Annotated in this window: 25 protein-coding genes; 15 read left to right on the plus strand and 10 right to left on the minus strand. The window is 58.5% G+C overall.

Annotation, left to right across the window (positions count from 1 at the left end):
- Window positions 1-129: 129 nt before the first annotated feature.
- Genes cysT through ABUK73_RS03980 form a run of 3 tightly spaced genes read left to right on the plus strand, consistent with a single transcriptional unit; the run spans window position 130 to window position 2,904 of the window.
- On the plus strand, window positions 130-987 hold the full coding sequence (cysT, locus tag ABUK73_RS03970; protein ID WP_353576128.1) for a sulfate ABC transporter permease subunit CysT: 858 nt from the start codon (window positions 130-132) through the stop codon (window positions 985-987).
- Window positions 980-1,855 (plus strand): sulfate ABC transporter permease subunit CysW, encoded by an 876-nt coding sequence (gene cysW, locus ABUK73_RS03975; RefSeq protein WP_353576129.1) that lies wholly within the window; start codon window positions 980-982, stop codon window positions 1,853-1,855. Before cysT ends, cysW begins: the two co-directional genes overlap by 8 nt.
- Window positions 1,856-1,866: 11 nt before the next feature.
- On the plus strand, window positions 1,867-2,904 hold the full coding sequence (locus ABUK73_RS03980) for a sulfate/molybdate ABC transporter ATP-binding protein (RefSeq protein WP_353576130.1): 1,038 nt from the start codon (window positions 1,867-1,869) through the stop codon (window positions 2,902-2,904).
- 256 nt (window positions 2,905-3,160) lie between these two features.
- Here the strand turns inward: ABUK73_RS03980 and ABUK73_RS03985 are convergent, their stop codons facing one another.
- From ABUK73_RS03985 to ABUK73_RS04005, 5 genes are all read right to left on the minus strand, one after another.
- The gene (locus tag ABUK73_RS03985; protein WP_353576131.1) at window positions 3,161-3,526 is read right to left on the minus strand and encodes an HVO_A0114 family putative DNA-binding protein; all 366 of its coding nucleotides are present in this window, start codon (window positions 3,524-3,526) and stop codon (window positions 3,161-3,163) included.
- Window positions 3,523-3,804 carry a toxin-antitoxin system TumE family protein gene (locus ABUK73_RS03990; RefSeq protein ID WP_353576132.1) on the minus strand — a complete coding sequence of 94 codons (282 nt, stop codon included), beginning with the start codon at window positions 3,802-3,804 and terminating at the stop codon, window positions 3,523-3,525. Before ABUK73_RS03990 ends, ABUK73_RS03985 begins: the two co-directional genes overlap by 4 nt.
- A gap of 64 nt (window positions 3,805-3,868) precedes the next feature.
- Window positions 3,869-4,870 carry an NAD(P)H-quinone oxidoreductase gene (locus ABUK73_RS03995; protein WP_353576133.1) on the minus strand — a complete coding sequence of 334 codons (1,002 nt, stop codon included), beginning with the start codon at window positions 4,868-4,870 and terminating at the stop codon, window positions 3,869-3,871.
- A 113-nt stretch (window positions 4,871-4,983) separates the two neighbouring features.
- Complete coding sequence (locus tag ABUK73_RS04000; RefSeq protein WP_113086033.1) at window positions 4,984-6,786, minus strand: GGDEF domain-containing protein; 1,803 nt, start codon at window positions 6,784-6,786, stop codon at window positions 4,984-4,986.
- 161 nt (window positions 6,787-6,947) lie between these two features.
- On the minus strand, window positions 6,948-7,184 hold the full coding sequence (locus ABUK73_RS04005; protein WP_353576134.1) for a ribbon-helix-helix domain-containing protein: 237 nt from the start codon (window positions 7,182-7,184) through the stop codon (window positions 6,948-6,950).
- A gap of 463 nt (window positions 7,185-7,647) precedes the next feature.
- Between ABUK73_RS04005 and betI the strand changes: the two genes are divergently transcribed.
- From betI to betA, 3 genes are all read left to right on the plus strand, one after another.
- On the plus strand, window positions 7,648-8,274 hold the full coding sequence (gene betI, locus ABUK73_RS04010) for a transcriptional regulator BetI (RefSeq protein ID WP_353576135.1): 627 nt from the start codon (window positions 7,648-7,650) through the stop codon (window positions 8,272-8,274).
- A gap of 16 nt (window positions 8,275-8,290) precedes the next feature.
- Window positions 8,291-9,754, plus strand: a complete 1,464-nt coding sequence (betB, locus tag ABUK73_RS04015; RefSeq protein ID WP_353576455.1) for a betaine-aldehyde dehydrogenase — start codon at window positions 8,291-8,293, stop codon at window positions 9,752-9,754.
- A gap of 470 nt (window positions 9,755-10,224) precedes the next feature.
- Complete coding sequence (gene betA / locus ABUK73_RS04020; protein ID WP_353576136.1) at window positions 10,225-11,877, plus strand: choline dehydrogenase; 1,653 nt, start codon at window positions 10,225-10,227, stop codon at window positions 11,875-11,877.
- Between the two features lie 3 nt (window positions 11,878-11,880).
- Here betA and ABUK73_RS04025 read toward each other — a convergent pair whose 3' ends face one another.
- Entirely contained in the window at window positions 11,881-12,180 is a 300-nt protein-coding gene (locus ABUK73_RS04025; protein WP_103658643.1) for a type II toxin-antitoxin system RelE/ParE family toxin, read from the minus strand.
- Complete coding sequence (locus tag ABUK73_RS04030) at window positions 12,177-12,461, minus strand: YlcI/YnfO family protein (RefSeq protein WP_353576137.1); 285 nt, start codon at window positions 12,459-12,461, stop codon at window positions 12,177-12,179. The genes ABUK73_RS04025 and ABUK73_RS04030 overlap by 4 nt, the downstream gene beginning before the upstream one ends.
- 131 nt (window positions 12,462-12,592) lie before the next feature.
- On the opposite strand from ABUK73_RS04030, the gene ABUK73_RS04035 reads away from it, so the two are divergent.
- Entirely contained in the window at window positions 12,593-13,966 is a 1,374-nt protein-coding gene (locus ABUK73_RS04035) for a chloride channel protein (RefSeq protein ID WP_353576138.1), read from the plus strand.
- On the opposite strand, the gene ABUK73_RS04040 is transcribed toward ABUK73_RS04035, so the two are convergent.
- A complete protein-coding gene (locus ABUK73_RS04040; protein ID WP_353576139.1) occupies window positions 13,933-14,688 on the minus strand; it encodes a DUF3750 domain-containing protein in 756 nt (251 codons plus the stop codon). The two genes, ABUK73_RS04035 and ABUK73_RS04040, sit on opposite strands and share 34 nt — an antisense overlap.
- 72 nt (window positions 14,689-14,760) lie before the next feature.
- Here ABUK73_RS04040 and ABUK73_RS04045 point away from each other — a divergent pair, with 72 nt between their 5' ends.
- Entirely contained in the window at window positions 14,761-15,762 is a 1,002-nt protein-coding gene (locus tag ABUK73_RS04045) for an asparaginase (protein ID WP_353576140.1), read from the plus strand.
- Here the strand turns inward: ABUK73_RS04045 and ABUK73_RS04050 are convergent, their stop codons facing one another.
- On the minus strand, window positions 15,763-16,422 hold the full coding sequence (locus ABUK73_RS04050) for a glutathione S-transferase family protein (RefSeq protein WP_353576141.1): 660 nt from the start codon (window positions 16,420-16,422) through the stop codon (window positions 15,763-15,765).
- 335 nt (window positions 16,423-16,757) lie between these two features.
- On the opposite strand from ABUK73_RS04050, the gene ABUK73_RS04055 reads away from it, so the two are divergent.
- Window positions 16,758-18,224 (plus strand): sensor domain-containing protein, encoded by a 1,467-nt coding sequence (locus ABUK73_RS04055; RefSeq protein ID WP_353576142.1) that lies wholly within the window; start codon window positions 16,758-16,760, stop codon window positions 18,222-18,224.
- A 176-nt stretch (window positions 18,225-18,400) separates the two neighbouring features.
- Entirely contained in the window at window positions 18,401-18,601 is a 201-nt protein-coding gene (locus ABUK73_RS04060; protein ID WP_353576143.1) for a hypothetical protein, read from the plus strand.
- A gap of 23 nt (window positions 18,602-18,624) precedes the next feature.
- Here the strand turns inward: ABUK73_RS04060 and ABUK73_RS04065 are convergent, their stop codons facing one another.
- Window positions 18,625-19,083, minus strand: coding sequence for a MarR family winged helix-turn-helix transcriptional regulator (locus ABUK73_RS04065; RefSeq protein ID WP_454892326.1), 459 nt, complete (start codon window positions 19,081-19,083; stop codon window positions 18,625-18,627).
- A gap of 185 nt (window positions 19,084-19,268) precedes the next feature.
- Here ABUK73_RS04065 and ABUK73_RS04070 point away from each other — a divergent pair, with 185 nt between their 5' ends.
- From ABUK73_RS04070 to ABUK73_RS04090, 5 genes are all read left to right on the plus strand, one after another.
- Complete coding sequence (locus tag ABUK73_RS04070) at window positions 19,269-20,795, plus strand: MDR family MFS transporter (RefSeq protein WP_162727635.1); 1,527 nt, start codon at window positions 19,269-19,271, stop codon at window positions 20,793-20,795.
- An 84-nt stretch (window positions 20,796-20,879) separates the two neighbouring features.
- Window positions 20,880-21,890, plus strand: coding sequence for a ligase-associated DNA damage response exonuclease (locus ABUK73_RS04075; protein WP_353576145.1), 1,011 nt, complete (start codon window positions 20,880-20,882; stop codon window positions 21,888-21,890).
- Between the two features lie 217 nt (window positions 21,891-22,107).
- The gene (locus ABUK73_RS04080; protein ID WP_353576146.1) at window positions 22,108-23,730 is read left to right on the plus strand and encodes a cisplatin damage response ATP-dependent DNA ligase; all 1,623 of its coding nucleotides are present in this window, start codon (window positions 22,108-22,110) and stop codon (window positions 23,728-23,730) included.
- Between the two features lie 93 nt (window positions 23,731-23,823).
- Window positions 23,824-24,765: an alpha/beta hydrolase family protein gene (locus tag ABUK73_RS04085; RefSeq protein ID WP_353576147.1), complete on the plus strand. Its 942-nt coding sequence runs from the start codon at window positions 23,824-23,826 to the stop codon at window positions 24,763-24,765.
- Between the two features lie 88 nt (window positions 24,766-24,853).
- A complete protein-coding gene (locus ABUK73_RS04090) occupies window positions 24,854-25,750 on the plus strand; it encodes a L,D-transpeptidase (RefSeq protein WP_353576148.1) in 897 nt (298 codons plus the stop codon).
- Window positions 25,751-25,842: the final 92 nt, after the last annotated feature.

Genomic DNA, 25,842 nt, shown 5'->3' on the forward strand with positions numbered 1-25,842 from the left:
TGATGTGACACACCGAACAGGTCGCCCACGCGTCTTGTTCGGATCGGAGACAAGATCGACCGGCCCCGAGCCGGTCGATGGCGCATAAGAGGGTGGCTGTCGATGGCCCCCATTTTACCCGGAGCCTTGATGAGCAAAACCCCATCGCCCGCAAAGTGGAAGTGGCGTCAATCCAGTGTCTTGCCGGGGTTCGGCCTGACGCTCGGTTACACCATCACCTACCTGTTTCTCATCATTCTCATTCCTTTGGCCGGTCTGGTCTGGTCCACCGCAAAACTTGGTTTTGCGGATTTTTTCGCCATTGCGACCGATAGCCGGACGCTGAATGCGCTGCGCATCTCCTTCACCACCGCCTTTCTGGCGGCCTTCGTCAATGCCATCTTCGGCGTGCTCATTGCATGGGTGCTGGTGCGTTACCGCTTTCCGGGCCGCCGCTTCGTGGATGCCATCGTGGATCTGCCGTTTGCGCTGCCGACAGCCGTTGCCGGTATTGCGCTGACCGCGCTTTACTCCAATCGCGGCTGGGTTGGCCAATTGTTCGAACCCTTCGGCATCAAGATCGCCTTTACGCCGACGGGTATCGTCATTGCGCTGATCTTCATCGGTCTTCCCTTTGTCGTGCGCACGGTGCAGCCGGTCATGGAAGAGATCGACCGTCAGGTGGAGGAGGTCGCGGCAACGTTGGGTGCCAACCGCTTCCAGACCATCACCCGCATTCTGCTGCCAAGCCTCACACCTGCCATCCTCACCGGCTTTGCGCTGGCCTTTGCGCGTGGGGTCGGGGAATATGGCTCGGTCATCTTCATTGCGGGTAACATTCCATATGTCTCGGAAATCGCGCCGCTTCTGATCGTCATCCGGCTGGAGGAGTTCAATTATGCGGCAGCCACCGGCATCGCCACCATCATGCTGATCATCTCGTTTGCCATGCTCTTCGTCATCAATCTCATTCAGGCTTGGAGCCGCAAGAGGTACGGTTATGCCTGATCACGCGCGCAGCCTCCCATCCACAAAGCCGTTTCGTGATCCCGCCAGCGAAGCTCTGCCCGCTCGCATCGTACTCATCGGGCTCGCCTTCCTGTTCCTCGCATTGTTCCTCGTGCTGCCGCTGGTCGCGGTTTTCGTCGAAGCCTTCCGAAAGGGCATCGGCTCTTTCTGGGATGCGATTGTCGAGCAGGATGCGCTATCGGCCATTCGCCTCACGCTTCTCGTGGCCGCCATTGCCGTGCCGCTCAACCTCGTTTTCGGTATCGCCGCTGCGTGGTCCATCGCGAAATTCGAGTTCAAGGGCAAGGCGTTTCTCATCACGCTGATCGACCTGCCGTTCTCCATCTCTCCGGTCATTTCCGGTCTCGTCTACGTCATCCTGTTTTCATCCCACAGCGTGCTAGGTCCTTGGCTGAAAAGCTATGGCATCGAGATTCTCTTTGCCGTGCCGGGCATCGTGCTGGCCACCATCTTCGTGACATTCCCCTTCGTCGCGCGCGAGCTGATCCCGCTCATGCAGGATCAGGGCACGGGCGATGAAGAAGCGGCCATTTCGCTGGGTGCATCCGGCTGGCAGACTTTCTGGTTCGTGACGCTGCCCAACATCAAATGGGGCCTGCTCTACGGCGTGCTTCTCTGCAACGCCCGCGCCATGGGCGAGTTCGGTGCCGTCTCGGTGGTCTCGGGTCATATCAGGGGCGAAACCAACACCATGCCGCTGCATGTCGAAATCCTCTATAACGAGTACAATATCGGCGCGGCCTTTGCCGTGGCTACATTGCTTGCGGGACTTGCGCTCGTCACACTCGTTCTCAAAACCATTCTTGAAATACGCTTTGGCGCGGGCAACGCCGCCGGCAAGCATTGAAGGGCATATCAATGGAAGTGAAAGTTTCCGGCATTACCAAGCAGTTCGACCGCTTTCCCGCCTTGAACGATGTATCGCTGAACATCCGTTCCGGCGAGTTGATCGCGCTGCTTGGCCCATCCGGCTCCGGCAAGACGACGCTGCTGCGTCTCATCGCCGGTCTGGAGCAGCCGACGCAAGGGCAAATCTTCTTTGGTGACGAAGATGCCTCGCACCGCTCCGTGCAGGAGCGCAATGTCGGCTTCGTCTTCCAGCATTACGCCCTGTTCCGTCATATGACGGTGGCCGATAATATCGGCTTTGGCCTGAAAGTCCGCCCATCCGCCAGTCGCCCACCGAAAGCGGAAATCCGCAAGCGCGTTTACGACCTGCTGGATATGGTGCATCTCCAAGGTCTGGAAAAGCGCTATCCCAACCAGCTTTCCGGCGGTCAGCGTCAGCGCGTGGCACTGGCCCGCGCGGTCGCCATCGAGCCGCGCGTGCTGCTTCTGGATGAACCCTTCGGTGCGCTGGATGCAAAGGTGCGCAAGGAACTGCGCCGCTGGCTGCGCGAGTTCCACGACCGCACCGGCCACACCACCGTTTTCGTGACGCATGACCAGGAAGAAGCACTGGAGCTGGCCGACCGCGTCGTCGTCATGAGCCAGGGCAAGATCGAGCAGGTCGGCACCGCCGACGATGTCTACGACACGCCAAACTCACCCTTCGTCTTCTCCTTCATCGGCGAATCGTCGAACCTGCCGGTGACGATCCGCGATGGTCATGTGCTGTTTCAGGGGGAAAACATTGGCATCAGAGAGGCCAATGACGGCGAGGGCGATCTGTTCTTCCGCCCCGAAGATGTGGTGCTAACCGGCGAGCAGGACGCGCTCTACGGCAAGGTCACCACCTGTCGCCGTCTGGCAGGTACGCGCATCGCCGAAATCGACATCGCCAACAATGGCCATCAGCCCTATCATCTCGAAATCGAAGTTCCGCTGGACGCCTCGGTCGCCGTCGGCAACGAACTCCGCTTCCGCCCAACCCGCTGGAAAATCTTCCGCAAGTAGAGAGCGGACAAAGGAAAAGGGCCGCTTGGTTAGCGGCCCTTCCATGAGTTTGGTCGTTGTTACAGACCTGGAAACGTTTATCAACGTCCCGTTGGAAGGCGGATCAAGCCGAGGGCTGCCTCGTCAAAATCAAATCCTTTCCACTGTCACGCACCAAGACCGAAATCTCACTAGACATTGGATCACCTTCCTTTCGCTACGTTGAACATAAGAAGAAGGTAATACGATTCGCGGGGATTGCAAGGGGTGGCGAAACTCACGCCGCCTTTTCAGCCTTCATGTCGAACTCGAAATGAATGTTGTCGTACGGAAATTCGACGCCGTTTTCGTGCTTGTCGATAATGCCCGCATTGATCAGCGTCGTTACATCCCGGTGCACCGCCTGCACATCACGGCCTACACGCCGCGCCACTTCGCGAATGGCGAGCGGGCCTTGGCCCACAAGGCTTCTGACGATACTCAGTCGCAAAGGCGCCAGAATACGATGCAGGTCGTCGTAGCTGGAAAATTCGATGGATGGTGTCGCCTCTACCGCATTGCCGGAAAGGGCAAGCTTCCCAGCCGCCGCGAACCGCGCCTTCATGTCGTCCATCGTGCTCAATCGTATCGTCAAACTCGTCATTTCAGAATCCTTTCCATGTCGGTTTGAAAGTCGTCGAAGAGCGCTTCAAGCGTGGTGAATATGATTGCTTCTTCACGACCACCGATGTGGCGATGGTCTCCTTTGCCGCGCTCATTGTCGTAGCGAAGAATGCACTCGCCATTCACGACAAGCGCCAATCGGTATTTGAATGGGTGGATGCTGCCGGGTACCGGCTTGGGCAAGTGCCATAACACCACTTCAAAAAAGGTCTTTTCATCAATAACCTTTCTGGATTTTTCTATCAACGTCGCACCCATGTTGTTATTGTTAACAACACAGCGGACTGTTGTCAATGATAACAACAGTCCGGATCATGTCTGCTCAAGAAACCCGCATCATAATCTTCCCAATATGACTGCTGCTTTCCATCAGTTTATGCCCATCCGCCACATGGTCGAAATCGATCACATCGTGAATAACCGGCGCGATCTTGCCTGCTTCCAATAGCGGCCAGACTTCGGCCACCAGTTCATCGCGGATGGCGCGTTTTTCGTCTGCGGTGCGGGGGCGCATGGTGGAGCCGGTGACGGTCAGGCGTTTGACCATGATGGGGCGCAGATCGACCTTTTCGGCAATGTTGCCACCCAGAAACGCGATGATCGAGAGACATCCGTCCTTGGCGAGCGAAGACAGGTTCTTGGCGAAATAAGAGGCGCCGATCATGTCGAGGATGACATCCACGCCCTTGCCGTCGGTCTCAGCCTTGATGACCTCGGCAAAATCCTCATCGCGGTAATTGATCGCCCGCTTTGCGCCGAGCTTTACGCAGGCATCGCATTTTTCCTTGGAGCCAGCGGTGGCATAGACCTCTGCGCCAAACGCCTTGGCCAGCTGAATGGCGGTTGTGCCGATGCCACTGGTGCCGCCGTGGATCAGCACGCTTTCGCCCTCGGTCAGCCCTGCCATCTGGAACAGGTTGGCCCAGACGGTGAAGAATGTTTCCGGCAGTGCCGCCGACTTTACCGCGTCATAACCCTTGGGGAAGGGCAGGGCCTGGCCCGCAGGAACCACGCAATATTCCGCATAACCGCCGCCATTGGCCAGCCCACAGACATTGTCGCCTATGCTGTATTCAGTAACACCTTCGCCCAGCGCCACGACTTCACCGGAGATTTCCAGCCCCAGAACCGGGCTTGCATCCTTTGGTGCCGGATAGTTGCCCTGCCGCTGCGCCACATCGGGTCTGTTGATGCCCGCGGCTGCCACCTTGACCAGAATCTCACCCGCCTTGGGGGTGGGAACTGCGCCCGTTGCAAAGACCATTACTTCCGGTTCACCGAAGCTTGGCAGATCAACAAATCGCATCGTCGTGGGCAAAGTCATGGCGGGCCTCCATTGTGTTTCAATGGCAGGGAAACTAGGCGAGATGCCGCCCGGAGGGAAGGAGGCGTTTTGCCGCTACGGCGAAAGTCAGGCCATGAAGCGGCGCTGACCTCTCAATGCGCGTCGCCGGAACTGCGGATGATGAGGCCGGATTCGCTTTCCTTGGCAGCTTTCTTGATGGCCGCGATCTCGCCCCCGATCCGCTCAGGATTACCCAAAAGCAGGCCTCTGGGCAGTTGCAGCACGCCGATGGAGCAGCGCAGCAGCGCAAACTCACGTTCATTGCCAAAGCGGTCATGACCAGTGATCAGCCCTGCAGCCCGGTCTTCTTCCGAATAAAGCTGCACCACGTCGTCGTGGAAATCGCTGAGCAGACGCTCCAGAATTTCCGTCACCTCATCCTGCTGCCAGTCGCGAACGCCGATGAAGAAATCGTCGCCGCCAATATGGCCAAGGAAGCAATCGCCGGAGAAGAAATAACGCTTCATCAGTGCTGAAAACAGCGTGATGGCATGGTCGCCGACATGGAAGCCGTATTTATCGTTGAAGGGTTTGAAATTGTCGAAATCGCAATAGCAGAAGAAGCGGTTGTCATCGCTGTCGCCGCAGCTGGCTTCGATGAAGCTGCTGATGGCCCGGTTGCCGGGCAGGGCCGTCAGCGGGTTCTGCTCCTGTGCAAGCTTCAACTGCTTTTCATTGATGACCTTGATGAGCGATGCAGCCGAAACCACGCCGATATAGCGCATATTCTCGGTCAAAATCACACAGGCGCTGCCGCCCGTATTGGCAAAGACATTCATCAACTGGTCGGCATCCGCATCCAGCCCGACAATTGGCGCGCCATCCACGAAATGCGAAATGGTGCGCTCATAGACCTTGTTTTTTAGCAGGTCGCGGCCAAAGGGCTGGTAGATGTATTCCTTGAGATGATGCTCGTTGATAACGCCGCGCGGCTCGCCATTGGCGTTGAGAACCGGAAAGAAGGCCTGCGCCGGATTGCGGCGAAACAGCTCGAACACGCTGTCGATGGTGTCGTTTTCAAATACGGTCGGCAGCCGCTCGATCTGGCGGCGAATGAGGATTTCATCCAGCGTCTGGCTGCTGCGACGGGTCTCGCCCAGATGCTGCAGATGCGGAAAGGCGCCTTGCAATTCACTGACGAAAGTGGTGGGCCGGGAAATAAACCAGCCCTGCACCAGATCCACGCCATGTTCGCGGCAGGCCAGAAACTCCGCTTCGGTCTCGATGCCCTCGGCAATCACCCGCACACCCAGCGTGTGAGCAATGTTGACGATGTTCTTCACCAGATGGCGCTTGCGCGGATTGCGGTCCATGCCATCGATGAAATAGCGGTCGATCTTCAGGTAATCGACCGGGAACTCGCACAGCAGCTTCATCTCGCCATGGCCGACGCCGAAGTCGTCGATAGCCAGTTTGAAGCCTTCCTTGCGCATGCGGGCAATCAGTGCGCTGAACTCCGGCACGCTGGTATTGTCGAAACGCTCGGAGAGTTCGAAACAGATTGAGGAGGGCGGTATCGAGGCTTTGGCCAGATGCTCCAGGAGCTTGTTCAGAATGGCATCGCCATGCGGAATGAGGCGGACATCGAGATTGAGAAACAGCGTGGCGGAGGAAAATTCCGGCAGGGTGGAGAATTTGGCCAGCGCCCGGCCTGCCAGCATCTGCTCTACGGCAACCAGCTGGCCATCGGCTTCGATGTGGTCCAGAAGGTCCAGCGGGCTGGAAAAACCGATGCGGTCGAAACCGCGCATCAGGGATTCGTATCCGAAAACAGTGCCTGTCGTGGCTTCGACAATCGGCTGAAAAGCCGTTTCAAGAACGAGTTTCGCCATGGAAGCCATTTGCCCGGTTGCAAATCGCCGTATGACGTCAGGGTCGATCGCCGTCGACTGCATGAATTTTCTCCACCATTGCGCCCATTTTTAAAGGCACTTTTTGGGTGGGAGAATGCTCGAAACTCCTCAACAAAAGCTTTCTGACAGATGAAGCTTTCTTGAAGTTTTTATGACACAACCGCGACGCACTAAAATAGCTCTCATGCAGAAGCCCTAATAGCTCAGGCGTGACGCCGTTTGAGAGAATGCGCAGCATAAAGTTCGGCTACATTGAGATGCTCACCGCTTACATGTGCATCCGTGCCACCCTTGGTAGTGTCGTCGCGGCCAGCAGTTTCCACCCACAGGCGAAGGGCTGCGCGCACAACTTCACTTCCCGAAGCGTAATCCCCACTATTCACCGCTTCGCGCATCTTCGCGGCCTGCTCTGGGGAAATGGATACAGTCACCATTGGCATCATGTCTCTCCCTATCATGGCGGTTCTTGTCCCTGACAATCATGTCGAAGCTGAACCGTCCTTGGCCATTTATGCATCCGCTCCCGGCCAGTTGTGAGCAGACTTAAGTGATTATTATATTAGCACATCTGTCATGCGCGCCCGAAGGAACGCCCACCTTCGTTTGCGGTTCCGAAGGAAACGTCGTTTTATGAAAATGGGAAGAGGCGGCAAAAACCGCCGGGCTACCTGTCACGGCGCAGACATGCAGCTGCGCTAGTGGACGCTGAAGGCTTTTCAAGCGAATGCAATCGGTCATGCCTGCGACCTTTCATTTGCCAGTTGGCGCGATCCTAGCACATTTGGGCGAGCGGGCAAAGTTTTCCGGCATGTTTGATATGACGCAAGTCACACGATTGCGTGTCGCATTTATTATTGATTGATCAGTCAATCAATAATAAATTGCCTGTAAAGGAGAATGCCAATGCCGAAGCTTGGAATGGAGCCGCTGCGCAAAAAGGCGCTGATGGATGCCGCATTGCGGGCCATTGGCCAGACCGGTTCGCTGAATGTGACCATGTCTGATATCGCTCGCGAGGCGGGGGTGTCGGCGGCACTGGCGCATCATTATTTCGGCAGCAAGCAGCAGCTTCTTCTGGAAACCATCCGCAGCCTGCTGCGCGCCCTTCGCCGTGATGCGATTGCCGCGCTGAGCCAGGCCTCTGGCCCGCGGGCGCGGCTGAGCGCCATTGTCCGCGTGTCGTTCCAGAGCGATCAGTTCACCAATGAAACCGTGGCCGCATGGCTGGCCTTTTATGTGGAGGCGCAGCGCTCCGAAGAAATGCGCCGCCTGCTGGTGACCTATACCCGCCGCCTGCGCTCCAACATCATGGATAGCCTCAACCGCCTCTGCCCACCGGATGATGCCGCCCGCATCGCCGAAGGGGCCGCCGCGCTGATAGACGGGCTCTACATCCGCCACAGCCTTCAGGCCGCACCGCTCGGCCTTTCCGCCGCGCCTGCGCTGGTGGAGAACTATTTCGACACCCAGCTCAAACCCTTTTCTGACGCGCCTTCTCTGGAAGGCAAGCCGTCCATTCGTATTCTCTGAGGACCTTTAGATGACATTGAAAGCCCAGCCGAAAGCCTCCCATTTCATCGATGGCGATTACGTCGAAGATACTCAAGGCACGGTCTTCGAAAGCATTTATCCCGCCACCGGCGAAGTCGTCGCAAGGCTTCACGCCGCCACGCCAGCCATCGTAGAGCGCGCCATTGCCTCCGCCAAAAAGGCGCAGAAGGAATGGGCGGCGATGAGCCCGACTGCGCGGGGTCGAATTCTTCGTCGCGCCGCCGATCTCATCCGCGAGCGCAACCGTGCTTTGTCGGAACTGGAGACGCTGGACACGGGCAAGCCGATTCAGGAAACAATCGTCGCCGATTCCACCTCTGGCGCGGACGCGTTCGAATTCTTCGGCGGCATCGCACCCTCGGCTCTGAACGGCGATTACATTCCGCTCGGCGGCGATTTTGCTTATACCAAGCGCGTGCCGTTGGGTGTCTGCGTCGGCATCGGGGCGTGGAACTATCCGCAGCAGATCGCCTGCTGGAAGGCTGCCCCCGCGCTGGTCGCTGGCAACGCCATGGTTTTCAAACCATCGGAAAACACGCCGCTTGGTGCCTTGAAGATTGCGGAAATTCTCATTGAGGCAGGTCTGCCTAAAGGGCTGTTTAACGTCATTCAGGGCGACCGTACGACTGGCCCGCTGCTGGTGGAGCACCCGGATGTGGCGAAGGTCTCGCTCACCGGTTCCGTGCCCACGGGCCGCAAGGTGGCCGCTGCTGCTGCCGGTCATCTGAAACACGTCACCATGGAACTCGGCGGCAAGTCTCCGCTGATCGTTTTCGATGACGCCGACATCGAAAGTGCTGTCGGCGGCGCGATGCTGGGCAATTTCTACTCTTCCGGTCAGGTCTGCTCCAACGGCACCCGCGTTTTCGTCCAGCGCGGCGCAAAGCAGCGCTTCCTCGAAAACCTCAAGGCCCGCACCGATGCGATGGTGATCGGCGATCCCATGGATGAGGCAACCCAGATCGGCCCGCTGGTGTCCAAAGCACAGCAGGAAAAGGTTCTGGCCTATATCGAAAAGGGCAAAGCCGAAGGTGCGACGCTCATCACCGGCGGCGGCATTCCCAACCATGTTGCGGGTGAGGGTGCCTATGTGCAGCCGACCGTGTTTGCCGACGTAACCGACACCATGACCATCGCCCGCGAGGAAATCTTCGGGCCTGTTATGTGCGTGCTGGATTTCGATCACGAAGACGAAGTCATCGCCCGCGCCAACGCCACCGAATTCGGCCTCGCGGGCGGCGTGTTCACCGCCGACATCAACCGCGCGCACCGCGTGGTGGATCAGTTGGAGGCGGGGACGCTGTGGATCAACACGTATAATTTGTGCCCGGTGGAGATGCCGTTTGGTGGGTCGAAACAGTCCGGCTTCGGGCGGGAGAATTCGGCGGCGGCGCTCAATCATTATAGTGAGTTGAAGACAGTTTATGTGGCGACGGGGAAGGTCGAGGCGCCTTACTAAATCCGTGCGCTCCCCTGCTAAGGGAGTATCGGGATCAGTGGCTCATCCTCGTCCCTCGAGGCCTGTTTCACAGGCACCTCAGGATGAGGATGAGAGCAAGCGTCTCGGTCTCCGTCACTCCACAGCAACGCATGTTTTCAACCAGACAATGCAACGTCTCTCCACCTCATTTTTCGAGGCCCGTTTCACGGGCGCCTCAGGATGAGGATGAGAGCAAGCGTTTCGTCCTCCGTCACTCCACAGCAACGCATGTTTTCAACCAGACAATGCAACGTCTCTCCACCTCATTTTTCGAGGCTCGTTTCAAGGGCACCTCAGGATGAGGATGAGAACAAGCGTTTGCCCTCAGGCACCCTTCAGCAGCGCACGCTCGTCAACGAAATAAATGCACAACCTCTCTCCACCTCATCCTGAGGTGCCCGTGAAACGGGCCTCGAAGGACGAGGTGGCCACAGCAAAGAGCAACCACAATGCAGCAAGCAGATTTCGTCATCGTCGGTTCGGGTTCCGCCGGCTCTGCCATGGCTTACCGCCTGTCGGAAGACGGCAAATATTCCGTTATTGTCATCGAGGCCGGTGGCTCCGATTTCGGGCCCTTCATCCAGATGCCTGCTGCCCTAGCCTGGCCGATGAGCATGAAGCGCTACAATTGGGGTTATCACTCGGAACCGGAGCCAAACCTCAACAATCGCCGCATCACCGCGCCGCGCGGTAAGGTCATTGGCGGGTCGTCTTCCATCAATGGGCTCGTTTACGTTCGCGGCCATGCGGAGGATTTCAATCGCTGGGAAGAGCTTGGCGCGCAGGGCTGGGCTTATGCCGATGTGCTGCCCTATTACAAGCGCATGGAAACCAGTCACGGCGGGGAAGAGGGCTGGCGCGGAACGGATGGGCCGCTGCATGTTCAGCGCGGACCGGTCACAAATCCGCTGTTCCACGCCTTCGTCAAAGCCGGATCGCAGGCCGGTTTCGAGCTGACGGATGACTATAACGGCTCCAAGCAGGAGGGCTTCGGCCTGATGGAGCAGACAATCCACAACGGTCGCCGCTGGTCCGCTGCCAATGCCTATCTGCGGCCAGCGTTGAAACGACCGAACGTCTCTCTGGTGCATGGATTCGCGCGCAAGATCGTCATCGAAAACGGCCGGGCCATGGGTGTCGAGATCGAGCGGCGGGGCGGAGTGGAAACCATCCGCGCCAACCGTGAGGTCATCGTCTCGGCGTCGTCTTTCAATTCTCCCAAGCTGCTGATGCTCTCGGGCATCGGTCCAGCCCAGCATTTGCAGGACATGGGCATCGAGGTGATAGCGGATCGCCCCGGCGTCGGTGCCAACCTTCAGGACCATATGGAGTTCTATTTCCAGCAGGTCTCCACCAAGCCAGTTTCGCTTTATTCATGGCTGCCTTGGTTCTGGCAGGGCGTTGCCGGTGCGCAGTGGCTGGTGACGAAGGGCGGGCTGGGTGCTTCCAACCAGTTCGAGGCTTGCGCCTTCTTGCGGTCTGAGCCGGGCCTGAAGCAGCCGGATATCCAGTTCCACTTCCTTCCCGTCGCCATTTCCTATGATGGCAAGGCGGCCGCGAAAAGCCATGGTTTTCAGGTCCATGTCGGTTTCAACCTGTCGAAATCGCGCGGCAATGTCACGCTGCGCTCGTCCGATCCGAAGGACGATCCGGTCATCCGCTTCAACTATATGAGCCACGCCGAAGACTGGGAAAAGTTCCGCCACTGCGTCCGCCTGACGCGGGAAATCTTCAGCCAGAAGGCATTCGATGATTATCGTGGCCCCGAAATCCAACCGGGCGAGAGTGTTCAATCGGATGAAGACATCGACGCATTCCTGCGGGAGCATCTGGAAAGCGCCTATCACCCCTGCGGCACCTGCAAGATGGGTGACCGCAACGACCCGATGGCGGTGGTCGATCCCGAATGCCGTGTCATCGGCGTGGACGGCTTACGCGTCGCAGACAGTTCGATCTTCCCGCACGTCACCTACGGCAACCTCAACGGCCCCTCGATCATGACGGGCGAGAAGGCGTCGGACCATATTCTGGGCAGACAGCCGCTGCCGCGCTCCAATCAGGAGCCGTGGGTCAACCCGCGCGCAGCGGTGAGTGACCGCTGAGGATCAGTGGTAGTCGTCTTCGCGCTGGTGGCGGATGGCGAGGATAGAGACGGTTTCTGCGTCCTCGATTTCGATAAGGGCAATATAGCCTGATGAACCAAAGGGTATCAGAAGCTCTCTACGCCGTCCGTTGTCACCAATGGTTTTACGCGTCGCGAAAGGAAACTCCTTGAGGTTTTCTATAGTGCTGATGATCTTATCGAGGGCTTTTTCCGCGGTGGGGAAATCCTTTTCCAGAAGAAATTGATAGAGCCGCGTAATGTCGTCTCTGGCGGAAATCGTATATCGAAGATTGAAACTCAACGGCCAAGCTCTGCCTTTTTAGCCGCAAGCATTGCCCGCAGCTCCGCATGAACTTCATCTGCCGAATAATAAATTCCCGTCCGTTGTGATTCTTCCAACGATGCAATCCCACGCGCGATAAACTCCGCCTGCGATTTGCGAATTTCCACCTGTTTGCGAACCGCCGCTTCCATGAATGCGGAAAGCGTTTCGCCGTCCTTCAAAACGCTTTCCGCCTTGTCGCGAAATTCCGGCTCAACGCGTAGAGAAGGCAGTGTGGCAGTTTTTAAGGGTCGGCTCATGGGCAACGTCCTGCATTGCAATTGCGATGCGCGATCCTGCTCCATTCCATGGCAATTGTCAAAGACGAGGTTGCAATCCCAGCGTCGCAGGTCGATAACTGAGGCCTTCCCCGGACGACAGAAAAGTTGCCATGCCTTCCAAATACAAGAAAATGAAAATGTTTCGCCGCTCCCGCGTCATGTGGGGTTCGTGGCGGATATGGAAGCCGCGTGCGGTGTTCTGGACCGGCGCTCTGGCTGTCGGGGTCATCAGCGTCGCTTTCGCGAAAATGGCAGACTGGGCGCAGCATCTGTTCTTTTCCGTCACCTCGTCGGGGGAGTGGGCCTTTCTTCTGCCGCTCATTATCACGCCACTCGGCTTTGCGCTTTGCGCGTGGCTGGCCATTACCGTGTTTCCCAATTCCGGCGGCAGCGGCATTCCGCAGGCCATTGCGGCACGGCACTTTCATGATGATGAAGATCGCTCACGGTTGCTCTCACTAAAACTGGCGGTGGGCAAGATCGTGTTGACCATTGCCGGGCTGCTGTCGGGAGCGTCCATCGGGCGTGAGGGGCCGACGGTACAGGTGGGCGCGTCGATCATGCTTCAGGCGGCACGGATTGGCGGCATGGCGCAGGCGCGGGGCCTGATTCTGGCCGGTTCTGCCGCAGGCATCGCCGCTGCCTTCAACACGCCGCTGGCCGGTATCGTCTTCGCCATTGAGGAAATGAGCCGGACTTATGAGTCGCGCTCCAACGGTCTGGTGCTGACCGCCGTTATTCTGTCGGGTCTCGCATCGCTGGGACTAGTCGGAACCTACACCTATTTCGGAACGAGCAACGTCTTGGCGCAGACGGCGGCGGATTGGGGGCTGGTGCTGATCTGCGGCATTGGCGGCGGTGTGTTCGGCGCGCTGTTCAGTGCCGGTGCGCTCAAAGCGTCGCAGCGCATTCGCCGCTGGAGCCATAGCGTACCGCTGAAACGTATGCTGATCGTGGCCGCCGGTTGTGGTCTGGCCTCCGCCATCATCGGTGTGGCAACGGGTGGCGCGACCTTCGGCACGGGCTATGAACAGGCGCGGTCCGCCATCGAAGGTCAGGCAGCGCCGACATTCTTCTTCATCGAGAAACTGGCTTCCACCTTTCTTTCCATGATGTCCGGCATTCCCGGCGGTATTTTTGCGCCATCGCTTTCGGTCGGTGCCGGTTTCGGCAGCACGGTGTCGTCCATTCTCGGCACAAGCATCGGGCTCGGCGCAATCCTTGGCATGGCGGGATATTTTGCCGGCGTCGTCCAGGCGCCAATGACGGCTTTCGTCATCATTCTGGAAATGACCGGTAACCACGAAGCCGTCATTCCCATCATGGCGGCGTCCATGCTGGGCTATATAACGTCGCGCATGATTTCGGCAGAGCCGCTCTATCACGGCCTGTCCCGGGTCTTCATCGCGCAGGGCATTCGCGCCAAGCGCGCTCACCGCAGCGGCGATGATCACACACCCAGCCGTGAGCCCGTACCGAAATAACCCAGCCCCGGAATTTTGATGCCGGGGTTCATCACGTCGATCCCGGCAACCAGTCCGAGGAAATTGACTTCCAAACCACTGCGCTGACCAGCGGACACGCCGAAGAAGCCGCCCAGCGAAAGGCTGATATCCTTCCAGTCATCGGCAACATGAATGAATTCGCCGTTGGGCAGATAATCGCGACCCACAGCATCTGGCGGCAGCACGACGCCCAGTTCCGGCACGCTACGCAGCACATGGGCCACGAAGGTGTTGGAGTTGGGACCGGGATAGATGCGATAACCGCCTGCCTTGCCATAGGGGTAATCGGCAATGGCTTTTTGCATTTTGGGGATCAGCTTTTCGGCTTCTTCGCCGTGTAGCTCCACCACAAGGCGCGGCATGTTGGAATACCAATAGGCGTCCGGAGCATAGGCGTTACGGCGGATGGGCGTGCCCCAGCCGACCTTGTCGTAGCGCTCATAGCTGTCGGCACCTTTCTCCTTCATCACGATCCAGGCGTGGCTGGCAATCGAGCCCTTGAAGCCTCCGGTCATGGCGGAATAGACATAGATCGCCGCTGGCTTGTCCGCCGGTGCTTCAGGCAGAATACCTGCGGAAGACCAGCGCGCGTTGCGATAGCCGGTCGGGTGCTCTTTCATGACCCACAGGCCAGCCGAAGCCAGCGCGGGCAGCAGGTAGATGATAAGAATGGCAAGCAGCAAACGTTTGGCAAGTTTCAACTGTGGGCCTCGTGCATCGATAAGAGAAGTTGGATAGAACAGTCTCAATTTCGTATTTTTTGAGGCCGCCCCATGCACAACCCCGTTACCGTCGAAGTCACCAGAGGAAATCTTGTCGAAAGCCGCCATCGTGGCATGGCCGTGGTGGTCGATGGGGATGGCGCGGTCGTGTTTTCCGCTGGAGATATTGAAAGCGGCGTGTTTCCACGCTCCGCCTGCAAGGCCATGCAGGCGCTGCCGCTGATGGAAAGCGGGGCTGCGGATGCTTACGGCTTTGGCAACCGGGAACTGGCGCTCGCCTGCTCCTCGCATTCTGGCGAAGATGCGCATGTGCAACTCGCCGCCGCGATGCTGGCCAAGGCGGGCAGGGATGTCGAGACGCTGGAATGCGGCGCGCATTGGTCATCCGACCAGAAGACCATCATCCATCAGGCCCGAACTCTGGACAAGCCGACGGCCCTGCACAACAACTGCTCCGGCAAGCATTCTGGCTTCGTCTGCACCTGTGTCCACACGGGCACTGACCCGAAGGGCTATGTCGGCTACGACCACCCGCTGCAGCGGGACATTCGCGCGACGATGGACAGCCTAACGGGCACGGCGCTTGGTCATGATAATTGCGGCACGGATGGCTGCTCCATTCCCAATTACGCTGTGCCGCTGAAAAACCTGGCGCATGGCTTTGCGAAGATGGCGACAGGGCAGGGGCTTGAGGCAGGCCGGGCCAAAGCCTCCCGCCGCCTGATCGATGCCTGCATGGCGGAGCCCTTTTACGTGGCCGGAACGGGCCGCACCTGCACGCGGCTGATGGAACTCGCGCCCGGCCAGATATTTGCCAAAACGGGTGCAGAAGGCGTGTTCGTCGCGGTCCTGCCGGAACAGGGCATCGCCATGGCGGTGAAATGCGAAGACGGCACCACGCGCGCTGCCGAAGCGATGATTGCCGCGCTTCTGGCCCGCTATTCCGAAAAGGACAGCGCCCGGCAGCAGGCGCTGTTGGGCATGGCAAACCGTTCCATGAAGAACTGGAACGGCATCCATGTCGGCGATATCAGGGTGACGTCAGCGCTGTGATTACGCCGCTTCGCTGTCGCGGGCGCTCCACATGGCCTTGAAGGCCGGGCGGGACTGGCAGCGTTCCAGCCAGGCCCGGACAGCCGGATTGGCGTCGAACAAGGGCACGTGCGCCTGGGCGTAACGCACGACTTCAGCGGCGTTTATGTCTGCGACGCTGAAACGGTTACCGACCAGATAGTCATTGCCGGACAGATGCTGCTCCAGGACCTTGAACGGACGGCGCAGCATGCGGGCCGCAACCTCGATCACGGCTTGGCCGGCATCGGTGCCTGCCAGCCCCTCGGCCACGGTGGAGGAAATCTTCAGCGCATTGGTTTCGATTTCGGTCGCGGCAAAGAACGACCACTGCATCATCAGCGCGTCTTCGGAAAGATCGGCAGGCGCAAGCGCCGTGCCATGCTTGCGGGCGAGATACATGTTGATCGCCATGGATTCGTAGAGAACCATGCCGTCATCTTCGATGCAGGGAATGGTGCCCATGGGGTTGATCGCCAGAAAGGACGGCGTCAGCGTGTTAAGCGGAGCGCCTGCCGCCAGCGGATCAGTCACGCGTCTGGCCTGAATGACAGGCACATGGCGGAACTCCAGCCCGAGTTCTCCCGCCAGCCAAAGTGTGCGCGTGGCGCGAGAGCGATAAACCCCATAAATCGTCAGCATTCCAGATCCCCTTCGATTGCTGGAGGGCAACCTATTGCTGCCGCTTGGAAAACGGAAGTCGGAATAGTGATGGGATAGCCGATTTTTTTGGAAGCCCCTGTGCATCTTTCGATTGCATTTAAATCGAATTAGAGCTATCTGCGGCTATATTGCACCAATATTGTTCACGCATAAATATATTTCCCGTTACAGACAGTGTTACGACTCATTTTAATGGGGCATAAGTATTTTTGCTCCATGGTCGTGCAAGCTGAGCTGTTACCGTGAAGTATGGCATTCAGTCGCAAGAGCAATTGCAAACAGGAAAGACTGGGTTCGGTAGGGGTTGTTGCGCGATGCGTGAAGAAAATGGCGCTCGTTCGTTTGGCATGCAAGCATTGGCAACGGATTTTCTGACGAACGGCCTTGCGGATGCACGGCTGGCCTATCTGCTCAACAATATTCCTGAAATGGTCTTTCTCAAAGACATAGATGGTTACTATACGTATATGAATGCGGCAGCGCTCGCCTGTCTTGGGCGTCCCGCTGATTTCATGCAGGGACGCCGCCTTACCATTTATGACATGGCACCACCCGATGTCGCACGCCGGATCGACGTGATGGATCGTAACATCATGACCACGGGCGAGGGTCTTTATGAGGCCGAAGAACGTGTGGCGATGGACGGCCATGTCCGCTGGTACTCCGGCACGCGCATTCCTATTCGCGACGACAAGGGCGAGATCGTTGGTCTTGCCGGTATTTCCCGCGATATCACTGCCGCCAAATGGCAGGAAACGCTTCGCCACAGTCATGCAGCACTTCTGGAAATGATCGTACACGGCCAGCCGTTGACGTCCATACTGGAAGCCGTGGTCAAGACGGTGGAGAACATGCTGCACAATCTCACCGGCTCTATTCTGCTGCTGGAGCAGAACCGGCTATGGAATGGTGCTGCTCCCTCTCTTCCCGATAGCTACACGTCGCTGATCAACGGCGTCGAAATTGGTCCGGGCATCGGCTCGTGCGGGGCGGCGGCGTGGCACCGCGAAGCCGTCTATGTCAGCGATACGTTTCAGGACCCGCGCTGGGCGGAATCCGTCGATGTCGTCATGCGTCATAATCTTCGTTCCTGTTGGTCCACGCCGATCATGGGCAATGGCGGCGTGTTGCTGGGCACCTTCGCGCTGTATTCCGGCACGGTGCGCATGCCGACCGATATCGAAAAAGAAATCATCGATATGGCGACCAACATCGCCGGTATCGCCATCGACCGCCGCCGCGCGGAAGAGCGCGTGAATTTCATGGCGCACCACGATCCGCTGACGGGGCTTTCCAACAGAAACCTGTTCTGGAGCCAGTTCCGCCGCGCCATTCATGAGGCCAGACGCGAAGACCGGCTGGTGGCCATCACCTATATCGATCTCGACAATTTCAAGCAGATCAACGATGTCCACGGCCATGCCGTGGGGGATGAGGTTCTGCGCAGCCTGGCAGAGCGGATCACCAGCTGCATTCGCGCGTCCGACATTGCCGTGCGGTTGGGTGGCGATGAGTTCGCCATCATCTTCAGCAACCCCAAACATGACGAGCCCGGCATCTTGCGGCGGCTGGAAGCCATTCGTCAGCGCGCGGCAGAGCCGATTGCGCTGGAAAGCGGTTCAATCAGCGTTACCTGTTCCTCCGGCACGGCCTTCTACCCCGGTGATGGTGAAACGCCGGAAGCCCTTCTGGCCAAGGCAGATGCTGCCATGTACGAGGCCAAGAAGCAGGGCCGCAACAGTGTGCGGGTCTTCGAGCAGACGTTTGGCGATGGCATCTGACGCCTGCGGCACATTGCCTCAATATTCAGAGAAATAGCGTAAGTTACTGAAATTAAATGATTTAATCTATTCTCGAAATAACCGGGGTTTGCGCCGCGCTGCGCGGATTTGATCTTGCGCAAATCGAGCGCTCCCGGCCTGTTCTAATCTGCCTCCATCAACCGATGGAGGTTTCTATGACAAATACCGATACCATTTTCGATGCAATCTCGACGCCGGTTTATGCGGGCGCGGCTATCGTGCTGCTGCTATCTGTCCGGCAGATGGAAAGCTGGAGGACTAAGCGCGGTCACCATGTGAAGCCGGATGCGGCGCGGCGGGATGGGCCAGTCAGAGTTCTGCGGGCGGCGCAAAGTCGGAAAGCGTCGGCGTTCTGAATATTGCGTGAAGTTTCTCCCGCTTAACGGCTTTCCACCGCTTTTACCGTCAGAGCCAGGGCATCCGGTGCGAGGCGCTTTTCGAACCGACCGATAAACCGGTCGAACAGCCGCGCGAAATCCGCCACGTCCTGCTCTGGCCAGTCGCTGACGACTTCGCGGATGATGCTGATCTTGGCGCTGCGCATTTCCGCCAGAATGCTGTGGCCGAGTGGTGTGATGTCGATGACGCTGCGGCGTCCGTCTTCCTGTGACGCTTCCCGTTTCAACAGACCTCTGCTCACCATTTCCGCCACCACGCGGCTGCCGCGCGAAGGGTCGAGACGCATGGCATCTGCAATGGCACCCACGGTGGCCGAGCCTTCGGCGCGGTTGACGATATCGAGCACATCGATATGCGAAAGCTCCAACCCCGGTGCCAGCTTGGCAATGGCCATGCGGCCAATCACACGCCGCCCAATCATCAGCCGCATACGTGTCATGGTGTGGCTGATATCCAGCACGTCATCGCGATCGGTGTTTTCACACTCTTTCGACAGTGATGCGTGCTCGTTCATATCTGCGATTCCCCGATAATTTCACGCAATATAACACAGACACAGAAATGTGCCATTGACATATATGTGCGAAAGGCACATAAATTCTCCATCAAGCGTGAGACCCTCCCATGGATATGTCCGTTACGCCTGTGGCGCCCCTCGTCGCGGATCGCCGTCGCAGGCTTGTTGTTTTCTTCTTTCTGATGTTTGCCATGTTCATGGCGACGCTCGACAACCAGATCGTATCGACGGCCCTGCCGACGATCGTGGGTGAGTTCGGTGCGCTGGAACGCTTTGGCTGGATCGGCTCTGCCTATCTCTTGGCAACCAGCGCCGTCATGCCTGTCTATGGCAAGCTGGGCGATCTCTTCGGGCGCAAATACGTCATGATGGCCGCCATCGTCATCTTTACGCTGGGCTCGCTCGCCTGCGGTCTGGCATGGTCGATGGATTCGCTGATTGCCGCGCGTGTACTGCAAGGCCTCGGCGGCGGTGGTATCATGGTGTCGATCTTTTCCGTCAATGCCGATCTGTTCGAGGCACGGGAGAGGGCACGTTACCAAAGCTATTCCAGCCTCGTCATCATGGCATCGGGCAGCGTCGGGCCAATCCTCGGCGGCACGATGAGCGATCTCTTCGGTTGGCGCTCGATCTTCCTCATCAACCTGCCCATCGGCATCATCGTGCTGACGGGGCTTGCTTTCCTTCTGCCCTATCGTCGCCCGGAACGGCAGCCCAAGATCGATTATCTCGGTGCGATCCTTCTGGCGCTGACAATTTCCAGCGTCGTGCTGTGGGCCGATAGTTCGCAGCTCTTCGGTTCGATCTTCGCCTGGAAGAGCCTCTGCATCGTCGCCTTTGCGGCCATCACAGCCTATTTGTGGGTGCAGGTGGAGCGCCGTGCGCCGGAACCTGTCGTGCCGCTGCGGCTGTTCAAGGACAGCACCTTTCCGCTGTTCATGATCATTTCGTTGGTCAGCGGCGGTCTTGGCATCGGCATGGTCAACTACTACGCGCTGTTCCTGCAAACGACGACGGGCCTTTCTCCGTCGTCAGCCGGCCTGTTCTTCATAGCCGTCACCGGCGGTATCGTTATGGGGTCGCTCACGGCGGGGCGGCTGATTTCCAAAACGGGCAGCTACAAGATATTCTCCGTCATCAGCCTGTCCATCGCAGTGTTGGCCATGCTGTCGCTCTCGCAAATGCATGCGGGAACGCCGCTCTTCGTCATTGCCATCATCCTGTTCGCACAGGGGCTCGGTGTTGGCCTTGGACAGCAGGCACCCATCATCGGCGTGCAGAATTCGGCGCCGAAGGCAGATATCGGTGCAGCCAGCGGCGCGGTCTCGCTGACGCGCATGGGTGGGGCGGCGATTGCGATCTCGATCTATGGCGCGATCATTTCAGCCAATCTCAAGGGCGTCGGTGTGGATATTCCCGGCGTCGGCAAGATACAGGAATTGACACCCAAGATGCTGGCAGAACTGCCTGCCGCATCGCAAAGCGCTGTCGCCAATCTCTATGCCGGGGCCTTCACGCCTCTGTTTTACGCAGCGGCAGTCACCGCAGTCATCGGCCTCGTTGCAGCACTTGCCTTGAAGAACGTCAGACTGCCCGCAGCAGTCGTCGAAAAGCCGGTTGCGGCAGTGGAATAAGGCCAGGCGCTGAAAAGTTGTGGCGGGAGGAACGTGTTGCTTTGACAAACGTTTCTTCCATCCACGCCGCAATCGATAGCGCTTATGAAACCAGAGAAATTGCTCTATCCCACGCCTAAGGGGCTCTATTGCTCCGTCGGCGATTTCTATGTCGATCCCGTGCGCCCGGTGCCACGGGCGCTGATTACCCACGGCCATTCCGACCACGCCCGCGCAGGGCATGAGAAGGTTCTCGCCACCCGCCAGACGCTGGATATCATGCGCATCCGCTACGGCGAGGATTTCACCGGCAGCGAACAGGCCGTCGGTTTTGGCGAGACGGTGGAGATCAACGGCGTCACGGTTGGCTTTTATCCCGCAGGTCACGTTCTCGGTTCAGCACAGATTTCCATCGAACATGGCGGCACACGCATCGTCGCATCCGGCGATTACAAGCGCGGTGTCGATCCCACCTGCGCGCCTTTCGAGCCGGTGAAATGCGATGTCTTCATTACCGAAGCCACCTTCGGCCTGCCTGTTTTCCACCACCCAAAACCCAGCCGCGAAATCGCCAAGCTGCTGACCTCCATCAAGCAGTTCCCCGAACGCACCCATCTGGTCGGTGCCTACTCGCTTGGTAAGGCGCAGCGCGTGCTGCGTCTGCTGCGTGACAACGGCTACCGTGAGCCCGTCTATATTCACGGGGCGCTGGTCAAGCTCTGCGACTACTATGTGTCGCAAGGAATCGACCTCGGCGACCTTCGCCCCGCGACGCTGGAAAAAAGCAACCCCGCCCAGTTCAAAGGCGCCATCGTCGTCGGCCCGCCCTCCGCTTTTCAGGAAAAATGGGCGCGTCGCTTCAACGAACCGCTGATCTCCTTCGCCTCCGGCTGGATGATGGTGCGCCAGCGCGCCAAACAGGGCGGCGTGGAACTACCGCTTGTTATCTCCGACCATTGTGACTGGCCGGAATTGTTGGAGACCATCAAGGAAGTCGCGCCGTCTCAGGTCTGGGTAACCCATGGCCGCGAGGAGGCGCTGGTGCGCTGGTGCGAGCTGCAGGGCATTCCGGCACGGCCGCTGCATCTGGTGGGCTATGAGGATGAAGGGGATTGATGGTGCGGAGTTTGCGGCTTACCCCCCTCTGTCCTGCCGGACATCTCCCCCTCAAGGGGGGAGATCGGCCAGACGCGTGCTCCCCACTTCATACGCAGCCTTCGATATGGGCGAGAGCCAACCACGAGTCTATCTCCCCCCTTGAGGGGGAGATGTCCGGCAGGACAGAGGGGGGTGTCCCACCCGCAGTTCCCCAACGCAGGGAGCATCCCCACCCATGAAATCCTTCGCAACCCTCCTAGACCGCCTCGTCCTAACACCCTCCCGCAACGGCAAACTCAAACTGCTGACCGACTACTTCCGCGACACCCCCGACCCCGACCGGGGCTATGGCCTTGCCGCCATTGCAGGCACGCTGGACCTGAAAAGCATCAAGCCCGCCATGCTGCGCGAATTGGTGCTGGAGCGGATGGACGATGTGCTGTTTCACTATTCCTATGATTATGTTGGCGATCTGGCCGAGACGATCTCTCTTGTCTGGGATACCAGTCAGAATATCAACCCGCCGGACATCCAAGACCCCGGCCTTGGCGAAATTGTCGATCTGATGAATTCGCTGGGCCGCACAGAGGTTCGCTCAGCGGTGCGCGATCTCTTGGATCGGCTGGAAACGTCGTCGCGTTTTGCGTTTCTGAAACTCGTCACCGGTGGCCTGCGCATTGGCGTGTCAGCGCGGCTTGCCCGGCAGGCTCTGGCGGATTTTGGCGGCAGGGATATCACTGAAATCGAAACACTGTGGCACGGCCTGACCCCGCCCTATGAGCCGCTTTTCGCATGGCTGGAGGGCAAGGCCGAGCGCCCGGTGCTTGCAACGCCTGCGATTTTTCATTCGGTCATGCTGTCGACGCCCGTCGGCGATAACGATCTGCAAAACCTCGATCCCAAGGACTTCGTTGCCGAGTGGAAATGGGATGGCATTCGTGTGCAGCTGTCGCGCTCCGGCGAGACCAGAAAGCTCTATTCCCGTTCAGGCGATGATATTTCCGGCGCCTTTCCAGACGTTCTCGACAGAATCAATTTCGAAGGCGTCATCGATGGTGAACTGCTGATCGGCGGCACCGCCCGTTCCAACAATTCCACCCGCACTTTTTCGGATCTGCAACAGCGCCTGAACCGCAAGACAGTGACGGGCAAAATGCTGGAGGAATACCCCGCCTTCATCCGCGCCTACGACCTTCTGTTCGAGGGCGATGACGATATTCGCGGCGAGGTTTTTCTCAAGCGCCGGGAAAAGCTGACCCATCTCATCGAAAACGCCCCGCATGACAGGTTCGATCTGTCGCCGCTGGTGCCCTTCGACAACTGGGATGAGCTGGAAACCCTGCGAAAAGCGCCGCCCGATCCCGTCATTGAAGGCGTCATGATCAAGCGCAAGGACAGCATCTATCAGGCAGGTCGTGCCAAGGGTCCGTGGTTCAAGTGGAAACGTGATCCCTTCAACATCGATGCCGTGATGATGTATGCCCAGCGCGGCCACGGCAAACGCTCCAGCTATTATTCGGACTTCACCTTTGGCGTCTGGTCCGAAAACGAGGATGGCGAGCAACTGGTGCCCGTCGGTAAAGCCTATTTCGGCTTTACCGATGCGGAATTGGAAGTGTTGGACAAGTTCGTACGCGATAACACGGTCGAACGTTTCGGCCCCGTCCGGGCCGTTCGCGCCACGCCCAGTTTCGGTTTCGTGCTGGAAGTGGCCTTCGAAGGCATAAACCGCTCCAACCGCCACAAATCCGGCGTAGCCATGCGCTTTCCAAGAATCGCCCGCCTCCGCGCCGACAAGCTGCCATCAGAGGCAGACAGGTTATCGACGCTGATGGCGATGATTGAGGAGAAAGAGTGATGATATCATTGGTTTCTCAAAACAGTGAGTGGACAACCGAATGGGTCAATGGTGAAATTGAAATGTGCGCAACGCTGTTTAGGGTCATCGCATATGGTCGATAAACTCTCCTCCACCGACACCATTTCCAAACGCCTGACGCGTCGCACTTTGCTGGCCGGGGCGGCGGGGCTGTCTGCCGCTGCGCTGCTTGCGCCGCATGCGCGTGCCAGCCTGACGATGCCGGAGTTCATGCCGCTGGAGGCCGTGGATTATGCCGATGCGCGCAAGCGGTTTCACACGCATCTGCTGCGCAAGATTTCGGCACCGGAAAAATCTTCGCCGCTTGGTACGCCGGATGGCGGGACGCGGGTGACGTATCCCGGTGGGCCTAATGGTTCTATCGAGCTTGTTGCGTGGCTATCTGATTACACGCCGTCCAGCACGCTGAAACCGGCGGTGCTTTTCCTCCATGGCGGCAATGCCACGGGGGACGGTCACTGGGCTTTGATGAAGCCCTATTGGGACGCGGGCTTTGTGGTTCTCCTGCCATCTTTCCGGGGTGAAAACGGCCAAAAGGGCAATTATTCCGGCTTTTATGATGAAACATCCGATGCGTTGGCGGCGGCTTCCTATCTGGAAAACCTGCCGGGTATCGACAAGGATCGCCTCTATCTCGCGGGCCATTCCAATGGCGGCACGTTGTCGCTTCTGGCGTCCATGACGCGGAAATTCCGCGCCGCGGTGCCGATTTCGGCAGGCGTGAATTCCTGGCGCTATTTCAACCGCTATTCGGACGAGCTTTGCTTCGATGGCAGCAATCCGCAGGAGTTCATCATGCGCTCCTCGGTCTGTTTCGGGCCCAGCCTGAAATGCCCGACGTTGCTGCTGCGCGGAACGGAAGAGCGGCCCTTCGATGATGACCACAAGCTGTTGATGGAGCGCGTGCGTTCTGCTGGCATGCCCATCGACAATATGCTGCTAAAGGGCACGCATAATGGCGTGGTGCCGGGAGCGGTGGTGGAAAGCATTCGTTTCTTCAATCAGTTTGCCTGACATCGCTCCGAACTGACCATTCCTCCAGCTTCGCGCCAGCCGGGCAGGGCATTGTCATCGCAAAGATGACTCCCTGTGAAGCGGTTCAATGACAGTTCTATCCCTGAAACACTGCCGTCGCCTTGTCTCCCTCGCGGTGCTCTCGCTCATGCCGATGTTGAGTGGGTGCCTGTTCGTGACGGATACGAGCCGCATGAACCCGGATGTGTTCGTGCAGGAAACGGCACCTGTCTTCAATTACAACAATGTCGGCTCCATTCCGCGCCAGCCGCTGCCACCGACGCCGGGGTCGATCAACAGCCGTCCGCCGGATCTCTTCCGTTCGCAGTTCCAGCAGCATTACGGCCCGCCATCCACGGCGCGGCCAACGGGGTCTGGCCTTTCGCCCGCTTACAGCAACAATCAGACGCTGGGTTATGGCCTGCCGGTGTCGAACCCGCTGCACCGCGTGATGTATGACCAGCTCAGCGATGACGGCCATACGCTGCCCGCTATTCCCTATTCGCGGGTCGATCCCCGTTTTCTGCGTCAGGACGTGAGTTACCAGACGGCGGAAGCGCCGGGCACGATCGTGGTCGATACCAAGCAGCACTTCCTCTATCTGGTTCAGCCGGGCGGCAAGGCCGTGCGTTATGGCGTGGGCCTCGGTCGCGATGGTTATGCCTGGGCCGGTCGCGGCAAGATACAGTGGAAGGCCAAATGGCCGCGCTGGACGCCGCCGGACGAGATGGTGCAGCGACAACCGGAACTGGCGTCGATATCGGCTGCCAATGGCGGCATGATCCCCGGTCTCAACAATCCGCTCGGTGCCCGGGCGCTTTACATTTTCAAGGATGGCAAGGACACGCTGTACCGCGTTCACGGCACGCCGGACTGGCAGTCGGTGGGCAAGGCGACATCGTCCGGCTGCGTGCGCATGCTCAATCAGGATGTCATCGATTTGTACGACCGCGTGCCGCAGGGCGCGCCGATTGTGGTTATCTGATCACGCAGGGCAGGAAAGCTTGCGCAAACAGGCCATGTTGCAGATCGGCAACTGGCCTTTAGCTATGTATTAACTACTATACCAATACGTGA

Origin of the sequence: Agrobacterium vacciniicorymbosi (assembly GCF_040427045.1) — a bacterium.
GTDB lineage: Bacteria > Pseudomonadota > Alphaproteobacteria > Rhizobiales > Rhizobiaceae > Agrobacterium.